The 14,996-nt window shown below is 65.9% G+C and carries 11 protein-coding genes; 10 read left to right on the top strand and 1 reads right to left on the bottom strand.

Translation table 11 applies throughout. The features are described from left to right. The first annotated feature begins 91 nt into the window (after positions 1 to 91). The 8 genes from KA261_03645 (at position 92) to KA261_03610 (ending at position 7,220) form a co-directional block, all read left to right on the top strand. Positions 92 to 709 (top strand): LemA family protein, encoded by a 618-nt coding sequence (locus KA261_03645; protein MBP7696880.1) that lies wholly within the window; start codon positions 92 to 94, stop codon positions 707 to 709. A gap of 14 nt (positions 710 to 723) precedes the next feature. Further along, on the top strand, positions 724 to 1,443 hold the full coding sequence (locus tag KA261_03640) for a TPM domain-containing protein (GenBank protein ID MBP7696879.1): 720 nt from the start codon (positions 724 to 726) through the stop codon (positions 1,441 to 1,443). A 14-nt stretch (positions 1,444 to 1,457) separates the two neighbouring features. Further along, positions 1,458 to 2,090, top strand: coding sequence for a hypothetical protein (locus KA261_03635; protein MBP7696878.1), 633 nt, complete (start codon positions 1,458 to 1,460; stop codon positions 2,088 to 2,090). Positions 2,091 to 2,162: 72 nt separating this feature from the next. Beyond that, a complete protein-coding gene (locus KA261_03630; protein MBP7696877.1) occupies positions 2,163 to 3,296 on the top strand; it encodes a hypothetical protein in 1,134 nt (377 codons plus the stop codon). 132 nt (positions 3,297 to 3,428) lie between these two features. After that, positions 3,429 to 4,343: an NmrA/HSCARG family protein gene (locus tag KA261_03625; protein MBP7696876.1), complete on the top strand. Its 915-nt coding sequence runs from the start codon at positions 3,429 to 3,431 to the stop codon at positions 4,341 to 4,343. Between the two features lie 108 nt (positions 4,344 to 4,451). Continuing rightward, positions 4,452 to 4,982 carry an NfeD family protein gene (locus tag KA261_03620; GenBank protein MBP7696875.1) on the top strand — a complete coding sequence of 177 codons (531 nt, stop codon included), beginning with the start codon at positions 4,452 to 4,454 and terminating at the stop codon, positions 4,980 to 4,982. A 34-nt stretch (positions 4,983 to 5,016) separates the two neighbouring features. Continuing rightward, positions 5,017 to 6,609 carry a hypothetical protein gene (locus tag KA261_03615; protein ID MBP7696874.1) on the top strand — a complete coding sequence of 531 codons (1,593 nt, stop codon included), beginning with the start codon at positions 5,017 to 5,019 and terminating at the stop codon, positions 6,607 to 6,609. Beyond that, complete coding sequence (locus KA261_03610; GenBank protein ID MBP7696873.1) at positions 6,606 to 7,220, top strand: hypothetical protein; 615 nt, start codon at positions 6,606 to 6,608, stop codon at positions 7,218 to 7,220. The genes KA261_03615 and KA261_03610 overlap by 4 nt, the downstream gene beginning before the upstream one ends. Positions 7,221 to 7,819: 599 nt before the next feature. On the opposite strand, the gene KA261_03605 is transcribed toward KA261_03610, so the two are convergent. Further along, on the bottom strand, positions 7,820 to 8,647 hold the full coding sequence (locus KA261_03605; GenBank protein ID MBP7696872.1) for a T9SS type A sorting domain-containing protein: 828 nt from the start codon (positions 8,645 to 8,647) through the stop codon (positions 7,820 to 7,822). Between the two features lie 1,271 nt (positions 8,648 to 9,918). Between KA261_03605 and KA261_03600 the strand changes: the two genes are divergently transcribed. Both KA261_03600 and KA261_03595 read left to right on the top strand, forming a co-directional pair. Continuing rightward, complete coding sequence (locus tag KA261_03600; GenBank protein MBP7696871.1) at positions 9,919 to 11,367, top strand: DNRLRE domain-containing protein; 1,449 nt, start codon at positions 9,919 to 9,921, stop codon at positions 11,365 to 11,367. Positions 11,368 to 11,864: 497 nt separating this feature from the next. Next, positions 11,865 to 14,981 (top strand): VWA domain-containing protein, encoded by a 3,117-nt coding sequence (locus tag KA261_03595; protein ID MBP7696870.1) that lies wholly within the window; start codon positions 11,865 to 11,867, stop codon positions 14,979 to 14,981. Positions 14,982 to 14,996: the final 15 nt, after the last annotated feature.

The raw sequence follows: 14,996 nt of genomic DNA, 5'->3' as shown, positions 1-14,996 counted from the left end.
AGCGGCCCGCTCCGAAGGCAGGGATGACCATCCTTTTTTTATATGAATACAGGTACGGCGGCCGAGTATCTTATCGCAAAAGGAGATTCCGATGAAAGTTTTAGGCATTGCTCTGGCAGTCATTCTGATCCTGGTGCTCGCAGTAGCGGGCTGGATCTGGTCGGGACGCGGCGGCCTCATCGATCGCTCGCAGGCGATTGACGAAAAGTGGGCACAGGTGCAGAACGTCTATCAGCGGCGGTTTGACCTCGTGCCGAATCTCGTGGCTAGCGTGGACAATTTCATGGAACGGCAGCAGGCGACACTGACCGAGGTGATCGCCATGCGCCAGCGGGTGATCGACCTCACGGCCTCGGCCGAATCGGCCCTCGGCAGCGGCAACCCGGCCCTGCTCGACTCGCTTGCGGGACAGCTCTCGCGGCAGCTCAACTCGTTTATTAATGTGGTCGTCGAGCGGTATCCCGAGATCAAGGGGGACCAGTTGTACGCCGACCTGATGACGCAGCTTGAGGGAACCGAGAACCGGATCGCCCAGGAGCGCCGTGTGTACAACGAGGCCGTGCGGGAGTACAACGTCTATCGCCAGCGGGGGGTCAAGGCCCTCATTGCCGGAGCGGTGTTCGGATTTCCCTACGCGCGCGAGTTCTTCGCCGCCCAGTCGGAAGCCCAGACGGCTCCGAGCGTGCGCGACGCCTTTGAGAAGAAGTAGGCGGTCGGCGAGGGGTGAAGAAGCTTATTCCGATAGCCGCGGCTCTCGCGGCCTCCGCTCTGGCGGCGGCCGCCACCCTGCCGTCGTACACCGGCCCGATCAACGATCAGGCCGGCATCCTCGATAACCGGGCCGTCGAACAGCTCGAGGCCAAGGTCCTGGCCTACCGCGACGCTTCGGGACACGAGATCGGCGTCCTCATTGTGCCGTCGCTGGAGGGCCGGGGGATCGAGGACTACGCGCACGACGTCTTCCGTGCCTGGGGGATCGGCAAGAAGGGACAGGACAACGGCGTGCTCTTCCTCGCGGCGATCGAGGACAAGCGGGCGCGGGTGGAGGTCGGCTATGGTCTGGAGGAGGCGCTGACCGATCTGGAGGCCGGGCGGCTGGTCAGCCGCAATTCGCCGATGGCGCAGCAATTCCGGCAGGGGGACTACGCCGGAGGGGTGGCGGCAGTCGTGGACGGGATCATTGAAGCCATCGGCGGGGAGTACGCCCCGCCCGAGAGCGACGAGAGCCCCGCCGCCGCGATTTTTCCGCTCCTGGTCATGGGGCTGATCCTGATCGTGGCGCTTGCGAACGCGGCCAGTCGGCGGGGGATCAGCGGCCGCCGGTTTGGCGGGCCGTTCCTCGGCGGATTCGGCGGCGGATTCGGCGGCGGCGGCGGCGGCGGCGGTGGATTCAGCTTCGGCGGCGGATCCTCCGGCGGCGGCGGCGCCAGCGGAGGATGGTAGGAAGGCGGCAAGGTATGGCGTCACTGGTCGAAAAATATTTCTCGGCGGCCGATTTTGCGGCCATCGAGGCGGCGGTTCGGCAGGCGGAGAGCGCCACGAGCGGTGAGATCGCCGTGGAGTTGGCCTCGCGGTCGCGCAACTGGAGCGGCGAGCGGCTGCTGTGCGCTCTCGCCGTGACTTTCGTGTGCATGGTGGCGGCGCTGCTGGCCACCCGCCGCGTCGATTGGGGCGTGTACTACAACACGACCCAGACGCTCCTCTGGGGCGGGGTCGGATTTGTCCTCGCCTATTTCGGCGGCGGGCGGGTGCTGGCGCGGACGGCGCGCCGGCGCGCCGCAGTCTGGCGCCGGGCCCTGAGCGCGTTTCACCAGATGGTCCCCGTGCGCGGCCGCACCGGGGTGCTGATCTTCGTCTCCGTCGAGGAGGGGCAGGCCGCCGTCATCGCCGACCGCGGCATCGCCGCCAAGGCCCCGCCCGATTACTGGGGCGGACCCTGCGGCACGATTGTCGCCGGCATGGCCAAGGGGGAGCACGCCGAGGGGATCATCCGGGCGATCGCGGCGATCGGCGAAGAACTCGCCCGCCACTTCCCGCGCATGGACGACGACGTGAACGAACTGCCCGACCGGCCGAAGGTGGACGAGTAGCCGGGCGGGGCGCGGCCGCCCCGGCCCGCTATTTAGCTTGACACCCTGCGCCGCGCGCGGCACCCTTCCGGTATGGACCAGCCGCTGTATTACGACTTCCGGGACATCCTCATCGCGCCGGCCCGGGCGCTCGCCGCCAAACGCATTTTCGTCATGACGCTGTTCCTGTGCCTCGCCGTCGCCATCTACGACGTGTTCGTCTACCTCGCGGCGGTGCTCGACGGCGCCTCGCTCGAGACCTTCTGGCGGTGGCACGGGCTTTTGCCGCTCGCCGGGCTGAATTTCAGCGGCGGCTTGGCGCAGGCCGCCTGCGGACTGGGGATCGTGCTGGCGCTGCTGGCGCTCATGACGGGGTTGTTCGCCGTGAGCGCGATCGAGATCGAACAATTGCGGGGGAACCGGTTCTTCCCGATGTGCGAGGCGATCCGGTTCGCGCGCCGGCGGCTGGGCCAGCTGGCGGCCGGCGAGGCGGCCATGGTTGCCTTCCTCCTGTTCATCCTCCTGCTCTTTCTGCTGCTCGGGCTGGTCGTTCGCATCCCGGCCGTCGGGGAGTGGGTGTACGCGGCGACCTTTCTCCTGCCGGTCTTCTTCATCGCCATCTTCACCGTGTTCATCGTCGCCGTTCTCCAAATCTCCGTGATCCTGCTCCCCGCGGCGGCCGCCGCCGAACGCCACGGCGAGTCGTTCACCGCGATCCTCGGGACGTTTTCGACCGTCATCCGTCAGCCGGTCCGCTGGCTGGCCTACACCGCCTACGGGCTGGCCGCGGCCAAAGCGGCGAGCTGGATCTATGCCTACTTCTGCTACCGGGCGGTGCAGTTCACGGCGTGGGCCGCGTCGCTCACGGCCGGGGAGAAGGCGGACCGGTTGGTCCGCGAGGGGCTGGGGCATCTGCCGGTGCGCTCGGGCCCGGTCGAGGCGGCGGTCGCGCTCGTGCCGGGGTTCGACTGGCGGTTTTCGATCTCGCAGTGGGCCGAACGGGGGGACAGCGCCGCCGGATACGTTATGGCGGCCATGCTCCTTGTCATCCTCGCCTCAGTTTTCGGCTACGCCCTGGCGGTGGTGGCGACGACGCAGGCGCGCGCCTACGCCGTCATCCGGTTTCTCAAGGACGACTACCGGATCGCCGAGGAACCGCCACTCTTTCTTCCCGAAGCGCGGGAGGACGAGACCGGGTCGGGCGGCGCGGGGGCGCCGGCGGGCTGAGCGGCGCGGCTTCCCCGCCGCGCCATCTTTCGGCTTGACTCATCGAGCCATAATGTCCATATTGCCGCGTCCGGGAACGCCGGGGCGGGGAAGAAACGATCGCGTGGACCCCACAACGATGCGGAGGATGCAGTGACGGCAGAGAAGAAGATTCTGGTAACCGGGGTGACCGGGGCGCAGGGGGGCAGCGTGGCGAGGCACCTCCTGCGGCGGGGGCGGTTCGCGGTGCGCGGGCTGACGCGCCATCCCGAGTCGCCGCAGGCAAAGGACCTGGCGCGCCGGGGCGTCGAAATCGCCGCCGGCGACATGGGCGACCCGCAGAGTCTGGTGCGGGCGATGGACGGGTGCTGGGGCGTGTTCGGCGTCACCAACTTCTGGGAGCACTTCCACCGCGAGTTCGAACTCGGGCGCAACCTGATCCGGGCGGTCGCGGAAACCAGGCCCGAATTCTTCATCTACAGCTCCCTGCCCAATCCGCGGAAACTCGGCCGGGGGGAGTACGACGTGCCGCACCTTGAGCTCAAGGCGCGCCTGGAAGATGAGATCCGCGCCCTGCCCCTCCGGTCGGCCTTCACCCACGTGGCGTTCTACTACGAAAACTACATGATCTTCTCCATGCTCCAGCGGGCCGAGGACGGGTCTTTGTCCTTCGGATTTCCGCAGGGCGAGACGAAGCTGGCGATGGTGGGCACGGAAGATATTGGGGGCGTGGTGGCCCCGCTGTTCGAGCGCCCGGACGAGTTCGCCGGGCGGCAGGTGGGGGTGGTGGGGGACGACCGGCCGCCGGCCGAGTACGCCCAGGCGCTCGCGCGGGCACTCGAGGTCCCGGTGAGCTACCGCCACATCCCGCGCGAGGAGTATGCCCAATTCCCATTCCCGGGCGCCCAGGAGCTGGCCAACATGTTCGACATGAACCGGCGGTACATCACCGAGCGGACAGCCGATCTCGAGGAGAGCCGGAAGCTCTATCCCGGGATCCGGGACTTCGATGCGTGGGTGCGGGAGAACCGGGAGTTCTTCGCCTCCCTTCTGGAACCGGCGCGGTGACGCGCCGGCCGGGCGCCGATAAATCTTTCGCCTCCGCACGGTGAATATCGTATACTTGGGGCGAGTATATCAAACGGTCTCGGTAGAGAAGTTGCGGAGGTTGAGGCCATGCTCATCTTTGCCACCATTTTCGCAGTGGGGTTCCTGACCCTTCTGCTCAGCGTCATTTTCGGGCACGATACGGACTTCCACGTCGACGCCGACGCCGGCGGGGTCGGAGCCGACGGACACGGGCCGGGAGTCATCAACATCAAAATCATCGCCCTCCTCCTGGTCGGATTCGGGGCGGTCGGATTCGGGTTTCGGGCCACGGCAGGGTGGACGATGATGAAGTCGTCCATGGCGGGCCTGGTGGGGGCGGCGGCGGTCGGCGCCATCGGCTACCTCATTCTCCGGCTGTTCTACGCCAGCCAGGCGAGTTCGACGATCGGGGACGAGGAGATCATCGGGTGCGAGGCGCGTCTGATCGATGCGATCGCGGGCGCGGAGTACGGGCAGGCGGCGTGTGTCATCCGCGGCCGGGAGATCACCTTCCTGGCCCGGTCGGCGGACGGCCGGTCGATCGCCCGGAACGCACCGGTGCGGATCGTGGGCAAGTCGGGCGGCGTCGTGACCGTCGCGCCCACCCAAAACGGCTAGAATATCACCAACCACAGGAGCGGAGGTCTCACTCATGTCGGAGATGATACAGTTTTTCGTGTGGCCGATTATCGGCCTGGCGATTGTCATCGCCCTCTTCGTCCTGGTCAAAGCGCTGTCGCTGTTCTACGTGCGCGTCCCTCCGAACAAGGCGGCCTTCTTCTACGGCGCGCGGAGCGGCAAAAAGGGGCTGCAGCGGGCGACGCAGGCGGAGGTTCCCGGCGTGCCCGGGGTGACCGTGCTCCCGCCCGGGACGGTCGTGGTCACGGGGGGCGGGCGGATCCGCAAGCCGATCATCGAGGATGTCCAGTTCCTCGACCTGACCGAAATCACCCTGCCGCAGATCCGGGTGGAGAACATGCCCAACACCGACGGGGTGTTGGTGACGGTCGAGGCGGTAGCGAATATCCGGTTCAAGGACGACGCCCAGTCGCTGTTGGCGGCCGGGGCCCGCTTCCTCAGCATGCCGCACGAGAAGGTGCAGAGCGTCGCCCGCGAGACCCTCGAGGCGAACCTGCGCGGCGTGGTCGGCACGCTGACGGTCGACCAGTTGATCAAGGACCGCGACGCGTTCCGCCAGCAGGTGCTGCGGGAGGCGGCGGAGGATCTCGCCCGGCTGGGGATGCAGATCGACGTGTTCAACCCGCAGTCGATCACCGACCAGCAGGGGTACATCGAGGCGCTCGGGAAGAAGCGCACGGCCGAGGTCAAGCGCGACGCGATGATCGGCGAGGCCGAGGCCCAGGCGGAGGCGAAGAAGCGTTCGACCGACGCCGAGCGGGCCGCCGAAGTGGTCGCCCAGGAGAACGAGCGGCTCAAGTCCGAAGCCCAGAAAAACACCAACGTCGCCAAACAGCAGTACGCCGCCGAAATCTCCAAGCAGACGGCGATCACGGAACAGGCCGGGCCGCTGGCGACCGCCGGCGAACGGCAAAAGGTCATTGTCGCCGAGGTCAAGATCGAGGAGGAACGCTCGCGGGCCCAGATCGCGGTGGAAGAGCAGAACATCCTGCGCGAACAGAAGGCGCAAGAGGCCGAGGTCGTGGTGCCGGCCAAGGCCAAGGCGGACTCGCAGGTCAAGGAGGCCGAGGGTTACCGCCAGGCGCAGATCTCGCGGGCCGACGGCGACAAGTACGCGACGATCGCGCGGGCCGACGCCGAGAAGCACAAGCGCTCGCAGGAGGGTCTCGGGCAAGCCGAGGCCGTCAAGGCGACCGGATTGGCCGAGGCCGACGTGATCGAGCGCCAGGGGCTCGCCCGGGCGGTGTCGGTGGCCGAGCTGGCCAAGGCCTACCGCCAGTTCAACGAGGCCGCCCTCACACTCGAGATGCTCAAGATCCTCCCGCAGGTGATCGAATCCTGCGGCGCCGTGTTCGGAGCGATCGCCGCGCCCATGGGGAATATCGACAAGCTCGTGGTGGTTGATGCCGGGGGCGGCGAGGGCAAGGACGGCGCGCTCAGCCGGTTTGCCAAGACCGGGCCGCTCTTGCTGTTCCAACTGGTGGAGCAGGCCAAGGCGGCCGGGATCGACGTGAGCGCACTCGTGCAGCGGCTCGGGATCAAACTCGGTGAAACGGGCGAGCCGGGCGCGGCCGGCGCACCGGCCGGAGGAGGCGCAACCGAATGAAACGGCGGCGATTTTTGAAAAATGCCGCGCTGGCCGACGACGTCATCTCGTATCGGCCGGCCGAGCCGGATCCGTCCGACGGACCCCCGGGCGCTCCGCCCCGCGAGGACGGGGCGCCGGAGGAGGTCGAGGCCGATGTCATCCGGTCGGACGGGCGGCCGATGTACCAGCTCGACACGCGAGCTCCCGAAGCGCTCGTGATCCATTGCGGCGATCCGCGCTTTCAGACTGCGTTCCGGCGGTTCGTGACCGAGGAACTCGGCATCCGCACCTACACGCCGATCGTCGTCGGGGGCGGGGCGCACGCTTTCGGCGCGCAGGTCTTCCTGCCCAAGAATTTCAAGGTGCTGTGGGAGCAGGTGAAGTTCTTCACCCGGCAGCAGAACCTCCGTCGCGTGATCATCATCAACCACGAGGACTGCCTGTGGTATCGGTCGATGAAGGGGTATCACCCGACGGTGGAGGTGCCGGTGAAGGGGAAACTCGATCTGCGCCACGCGGCGCAGACGATCGTCCGGGACTTCGCCGGGATTCACGTGGAGTCGTACTGGGCGGCACTCGCGGAGGACCGGGTGTACTTTGTGCCGGTGGCGCCGCGAGCGGCGGAATAGGGTACCTTGCGGAGAGGGGCGGCGAGCCGCGCGGGCGGTCGATGACGTGATTGGCGGCCGAGCGAGTCAATGCTGTCGGAGAACCTGGTCCTCCATCTCCCCACGCGGCGCCATGGGTGAGCTACCCCCGCGCTCGATGGCGTGACCCTGCAGGCTCCCGTCCTCCGTCGAACTGATCGAGTGCTCAATGCCTCCCGGCAAATCAAAAGCCCGATGGCGGGGTGAGACCGCCATCGGGCTGTGCCACAAGAAGGCAGTAGGCAAGCGGGTCACTTCACCGGCGGCTTCCCATGCCGGATCATCGTCAGCACGTACACGCGGCTCTCGTTGCCCCCAGGCCCGTGCGCACGCCCATTAATTTTCGGCACGCAGGTCCGAACCTTCAAATTCCGAGCGGCGATCCCGTGCCGCGGTCAGGCCGGCCACTTCAGCGTCAACGAGCCTCCTCGCGGCGGCTGGGCCGGGCTCTTCATCAGCACGACCGTCTTCGAATTGGCCCCCTGGGTGAGCAGAATCATCGGCCTCGGTTTCGGTATGCTCATATGCGCATCATCCTCTCTGCTGGGTTGGCAACGCAGGCTCCGCTCAAGCTCATCCCCCTACTTCAGCAGAACCATTTTCTTGGTGTGCTGCTGGTCGCCGGCGGCGAGGCGGTAGTAGTAGACGCCGGAGGCAACCGGGTATCCCGTGCGATCGCGGCCGTCCCATGTCACCGTATGCTCGCCGGCGGCGAGGGCGCCGTCAACCAGACGGGTCACCTCCTGGCCGGCGGTGTTGTAGACGGTCAGTTCGGCGCGGCCGGCGGCCGGCACACTGAAACGGATAGACGTGGTCGGGTTGAACGGATTCGGGAAGTTCTGGTCCAGCACGTAACCGCCGGGGAGAGTCTCGTCGGGATCGACGTCGGAAGCTATGCCGTATTTGGCGACGCCGGTGTCGACATTCGAGAGCGGCGAGACGTTGGCCGCGTCATCGTACGCCTTCAGGGCGACATAGTAGACTTCGCCGGGCTGAAGGCCGGTGAGGGTGACCCGCTGCTCGAGGCCGGAGGCGAGAGGGGTGATGACGGAGGGCCAGAGGGTCGCCGCCGACCAGTTGCTCTCGGATATGGCAGTGCGGGAGTAGCGGACTTCGTACGCGGCCGCCGTGCCCAGAAGGCCATCGTCGCCCGTGGCCGTCCAGACAACGTCGATCGTGCTGTCGGCATCGCCGGAGGAGGCGCGAAGGTCGACAACTGCGGCCGGCGGCGCGGCGTCGGCGGCGGTGATTCCGGAAGGGCAGTTTGAGATCGTCGACCAGTTGGGCACCTCGTCGGCCGTCTTCAGGGCGAAGTAGTAGGTAGTGGCCTCGGCCAGGCCGGCGACCGTCAGCGTCTCGGCGGCGCCGGCCGGGGAAGGCGACGGCTCGGAAACCAGCTGCGTGGCCATGTTCCAGGTGACGCCGTTGGAGATCGGCAGAGTCGAGTAGCGGATGTCATACCGGGAGGCCGTGCCGACCGCGCCATCGTCGCCGGGAGCGGTCCAGACCAGCGTGAGCGAGGTCGTGGTGGGGGCGACCACGATGAGGTTGGTGACGGCGGCCGGGGAGGATGCGTCGCCCGCTACCGCGGTGGTCCCGGAGGCGACGTTCGACAGGGCCGACCAGTTGAGCGCCTCATCAGCGGTCTTGACCGCAAAATAGTACGTAGTGCCGGAGTTGAGGCCGGTGACGGTGAAGATCTCCGCCGACCCGGCGGCCGCCGGCGCCGGCTCGCCGGTCGCCTGCGATGCCGAGGCCCAGGTGGCATTCGTGATCGGGGACAGGGAGTACCGGACATCGTACTGCGCGGCGCGGCCTGACACGCCGTCATCGCCGGGGGCGGTCCAGGTGAGGGTGATCGAATTGACGCCGGCGGCGGAGGCGGTCACGGCGGCCGTGAGGCGCGGGGCCGCCACCGCCAGAAGGGCGAGGGTAAGGAGCAGCGTGGGTACGGGGAGCGCCAGAGGGGCGCGGGTAAGTCGCGACGTGTTCATCTCACCTCCGAAACGAAAGACTTGCTTGCCTGACCGGGGGAGAGTATGCAAAGTCCGGACCATCCCGAAGTGAATTTGCAAGCCAAACTGTGGCAAGACTTTGCACGCCCGATAGGGATCCCGGAGAGGTGGGTTGACGGATTTTTCTGTTTGATTCCAGTGCATTGCACAGAATGTGCGCAGGAAGGGTGGGCGGCAGCGGAAATCGGCATGAGATTCGCTCCATACGGTTTGGAGGAGAATTAGGACTAATTCTGGGAACTTTAGACCGAGGCTAAAAGGAGTATTTCCGCCTGCGAGATGGATCTTTTCGCTTGCCTAAAACGGTTCGGGACATTATATTACAAAGTCTCAACAAAGCGCTCTCCGGCTGCTTATCCGGCGGCGCCGCAGACGGACACGGAAAAGGTCCCGGCGGAGCCACACCGGGAATCGGCAGACGAAATAAACGGCGGGGCGCCGGCAGGGCAACGACGAGCCAGGGACGGATCGTCTCAGACTTCCCAAGAACGTGAGCAGCTACCGCGCAGTGGCAGGGTCAAGGTTGGCCGTCGGGGGTTAGAAGTTCTCCGGGTGAAGAGGGCCCGGACTGCGGTTACGGTCCGCCGTGTGAAAGTAACAGACAGTAAACGACTTACCTAGACACAAGATCATTCAACCAAACCGCTTTGAGTAAGGAGATGCGAATGCGCAAGATGATGAAGGTTCTGGTTCCGGTGTTCATGCTGGCGCTGGTGGTTGCCGGCTGCAGCAAGGGTCCGGTGGAGCCGCAGACCAACATGCCGCTGACGGCCTCGTATGCGTTGCCGATCGATGCGGCGCTGGAGTCGGCGACGCTGCACATCTATGTTGTGGGCGCGACGAACCATCCGGTCACGGCGCACCGGGTCACCGCGGCCTGGGATGAGATGACGGTCACCTGGAACTCGTTCGGCGCGGCCTTCGATGCGGCCGTGGTTGACGGTTTCATGACCGATGCCGGCTGGCAGACGACCGACGTGACCTCGCTGGTGCAGGCCTGGATGAACGGGACCTACGCCAACTACGGGATTCTGCTGGACGAGGCCGACGATCAGACCCCGCGGTCGATTTACGCCTCGAGCGAAAGCGCTGACTTCCCGACGGAAGATCCGTGGATCGAGTTCTGCTACACGATCGGCGCCGATCCGACCGTCTACTGCGACACGATCGTGATCACGGAGGACACGTACATTTCCGAGTACGATCCGAACACCAATTTCGGCGAGAACATCCTTCTCTTCACCGGCCGGCCGTACCTTGACGGGACCCCGGTGGAGAAGCAGACCCTCCTGTACTTCGAGCTCGAAGTGACGCCGCCGCCGCTCTGCGCGATCGGCGACTTCGTGTGGTACGACGACAACATGAACGGCATCCAGGACGCCGGCGAGATGGGCGTTCCGGGCGTGACCGTGCAGTTGATGGATTGTGAGGGGAACGTCCTCGACGAGATGCTGACGGACGCGAACGGGTACTACCTGTTCGACGAGCTGCAGCCGGGCCACTACAACATCCACTTCGTGCTGCCGGCCGGCTATGTCTGGACGCTGCAGGACCAGGGCGCCGATGATGCGGTGGATTCGGATGTGGATGCGAACGGCACGACGATCTGCACGGAGCTGGTGGCCGGTGAAATCGACCGGACCTGGGACGCCGGGATCTACATGCCGGAGCAGGAAGGCTGCACGCGGACGCCCGGTTACTGGAAGAACTGGTCCGGATTCGGCCCGCAGCCGGACATGGTCACCCAGTACCTCCCGATCTGGCTCGGCACGCCTATGGGCGCCAAGAGCATCCACGTCACCAACGCCCAGACGGCGGTGGAATTGCTCGGCCGGACGTGGGGAAGCAGCTCGAACGGCATCCTCAAGCTGTACTGCCACCTGCTGGCCGCGAAGCTGAACGTGGCCGCGGGGGCGAGCGCCGATGACCTCGGCACGGCTATCGCCGACGCCGACGCTTTCCTGGCGATGTACAACTGGATGGATTGGGACTCGCTGTCGAAAGCGAACAAGAACATGGTCAACCGCTGGGTGGGCCTGCTCGACGACTACAACAACGGCTGCATTGGCCCCGGCCATTGCGACAATGATCCGTACGCGGCGCCCTGCGACTGAGCAGGAACCCGTAATCACGGAATCGACAAGCCCGCGGACCCCGGTGTCCGCGGGCTTTCTTTTTTGGCCGGCGGGCGGTCCCGGCCGGGAGCGGCGGGCCGAGGGCCGAAATAGACCGATTTATCCGCAAATTTGCCTTGACCGGCGGGCGCGGGAACACTATCGTAATCCATACATCAGGCATTGCGAATACGTAGGTGCGGTTTTTCGGCGGCCGGCGAGGCGCCGGGAAGGCGAGAGGCCGCGCAGATTGAAGGTGAAGCAGGGCGTCCGGAAGGTGCAGTCATCGTCACAGAGTTCTCGCGATTGAAGGTCTTATAGACAAGTGTACTTTGGATCACGTTTCGACCAGGCGCCGCGAGGCGTCGGGAGAAAGGAGGAGGGTGCCGCAGCGTAGAACAACGCCAAGTGCCCGCGAGACGGGCCCATAATGCTATCAGACACGCAACAGGGAAATAGAGAGTACTGGTCACCAGTTGTTCAGGGGAGTATGAATCATGAAGAGATTTGTTCTTGGCAGTGTGGCGCTCTTGGCGGCGGCCGCGGCGGTGTTTGCGGCCCAGATAATCGGCCCGCCGGACGATCAGTTCGACATGAGCAGGATTACGCCGGGGCCGCTCGTGGCGTCGACTTTTGCCGCTGACACGGCCGTAAATATCACGCTCGATCCCTCCAGCTACCCGATCATCGAGATGTACGTGGACGTGCTGGACAATTCGGGGTACCCAATTCCGGGGCTGACGGCGGGGGATTTCTGCGTGACGCAGGACGGAGCGCCGGTCCCCTTCCAGGTAACGGAGGTCGGATCGCAGGGGTGCCCGACCGCGATCTGCCTTGTGATTGACCAGAGCGGGAGCATGGCATCGTACGGGGCAATGGAGTTGGCGAAAAATGCAGCCCGGCAGTTCGTGCGCAACATGGACGCTTTTGACCGGGTGGCGCTCGTGCCCTTCTCGAGCTGCACGTCGGTGCTGCAGGATTTTACCAGCGACACGACGCTGCTGCTTTCGCGTATCACCAGCCTGATCGCCTCCGGTTCGACCGCCCTGTTCGACGGTATCTGGCTGGGCGAGGATATCACTGCTCCCCAGCAGGGCGCCCGCGCTGTGATTTCATTCACCGACGGCGGTGAGAATAACAGCGACGTCTGCGGGTACCCGCCCGACGGAAGCTACTACGACGGCACCTATGCCGACGATTCAGTGATCATCGTGAACAAGGCGCTGGCGGCCGGGATCCCGCTGTACGGGATCACGGTGGGCTCCGGGGCGTGGGCGGATCCGCTGATCGCCTTTGCCGGCGGATCCGGCGGATACTACATGCACGCACCTTCGGCCGCGGATATCGACTCGCTTTACTCGCGGATCAAGACAACGCTGTGCAGCCGTTACCTGATCACGTTCACGAGTCCGGACACGGTAATGGACGGCACGCAGCACCAGGTCGTGGTCTGCCAGGGCGGGACTCTGTGCACACCCTGCGATACGGGCTGGTACAACGAGCCCTGTCCGCCGGTGATCGTGCGGACGCAGGCGACGATCGACCTGGAAGCGGTCTGCCAGCCGGCGGCGACGGGGCTGTCCGTTTGTGCGCTCGTCGCCGACACCTGCGCTCCGTTCCTGAGCAACGTGACGCTGTTCTGGCGCTATGCCAACCCGGCGGTGGGTCCGTACAACTCGGCGGCCATGGTCAGCGCCGGCGGAAATGAGTACTGCTACACCATTCCGGGCGGTTTGCTGCCCCTCGGCACGTCGGGGATCGACTACTACGTGACGGCCTCGGACGGCGAGGCGACGGTGTCGGTGCCCGCGGCAAACCCGCAGAACTACCCGTACGCGGTGGCGATCTGTCCCAACTACGCCCCGGAGATCACCGGCGTCGCGGTCGACTGCGAGGCGGGCGGCGATGCCGTGGTGGCGGCGCTGATCACCGATACCCTCGACTACGTTGACCACGCGGTGCTGTTCTACCGCCAGGCGGGGGATATCCTGTACGACAGTGTGCTGATGGCGAACACCGGCGGGTCGAATTGGGAGGGCGTGATCCCATCGGAAGTGACCGCGGGATGGTTCGACTACGTCGTGCGGGCCTGGGACAATTTCGGCGTGATGGCGCAGTACGGACCGCTGACCGATTCGTGCGGCGACGGCGACGAGCCGGTGCCGACCAACGAGTGGATCAACGTGTACTGCGGCTATCCGCTGTTGAACGGCGTGCCGCTTTCGCCGGGGGATGTGATCCGGGCGTATGATCCGGACGGGGTGCTGTGCGGGATGGACGTCGTGAGGCCGGACGGATCGTTCGGATTCATGCCGATCTACCGCGAGGAGCCGTACAATCCGGGCGACCAGGGGGCGGAGCCGGGCGACCTGATCACGTTCTTCATCAACGGCGTTGAGGCGCAGGCCGACCCGGAGGTCTACTGGACCGCCAACGGCGACGGATTCGAGGTGTGCGCGTTCACCACCTGCCAGACGTTCACGCTCGATGCCGGGTGGCACCTGATTTCGTGGAACCGGGAGTGGAGCGGGTCGATCGAGGACTTTTTCGCGCTGTTGGGAAAGCCGGGGCCGTGCATCGAAGTGATCCTCGGGTTCGACCGGGGGGCGCAGACGTACGATCCGGACCTTCCGGAATTCTCGACGCTCCACGGTCTCGACTACCACTTCGGGTACTGGTTCCTGCTGAACTGCCCGATCACGTTCGACATTTGCGGACCGCGGGTGGATCCGACCGATTTCATCACGATGTGGCCGGACTGGAACCTGGTGTCGTACTGGCCGACGGAGGAGCTGGCGCCGCCGGACGCCCTGGCCTCGGTCTACGGTTGCCTGATGGTGGCGGTCGGGTTTGACGGCGGCGGTTTGATACACGTGCCGGGGGATGATCCGTACAATACGCTCGCGACCATGGGTCCGGGGTTCGGCTACTGGCTGAAAGGTGAGTGCGGGGGTACGCTGCTCTATCCCGGCTGGACGGGCCCGGTGCCGCCGCTCCTGCCGCGGACGGCGGCGGCGGCGCCCGAGGTGCCGCCCTCGCGGACGTGGTTGTCGCTCTATGGGTCGAACCTGACCCTGGACGGCGCGGCGCTCGGGGACGCGGTCTTCGAAGTGTTCGGAGCGAGCGGGGTGCGCTGCGGCGTCGGCCGGTACAGCGACGGTCTGCTGCGGTTCACGCCGGTGTACGGGTATGACGCGACGAGCGCGACGACGGCGCAGTACCCGAAAGCGGGGGAGAGGTTGACGCTGACGGTCAACGGGGAGCGGGTGGCGACACCGCTGGTGTGGACGGACCAGGGCGACCGGGTGCGGCTGAGTGCGCTGACGCGGGAAGCAGGCGGCGCGCTGCCGCTGTCCTACGGGTTGGCGCAGAACTATCCGAACCCGTTCAACCCGACGACGGCGATCAGCTTCACGTTGGCGGCCGCCGGTCCGGTGAAGCTGAAGGTGATCAACCTGCTGGGGCAGACGGTGGCGACGCTGGTCGACGGTCCGCTGGCGCAGGGTTCGCACACGGTGACGTGGGATGCGAGCGCGATGGCGTCGGGGACGTATTTCTATCGTCTGACGGCGGGAGCGTTCACCCAGACGAAGAAGATGGTGCTGCTGAAGTAGGGACTTCGCAGCGCC

The sequence above is a fragment of the Candidatus Zixiibacteriota bacterium genome (genome assembly GCA_017999435.1).
In the GTDB taxonomy this organism is placed as follows: domain Bacteria; phylum Zixibacteria; class MSB-5A5; order GN15; family FEB-12; genus JAGNLV01.
This window is presented reverse-complemented; position numbering and strand designations above follow the sequence as displayed.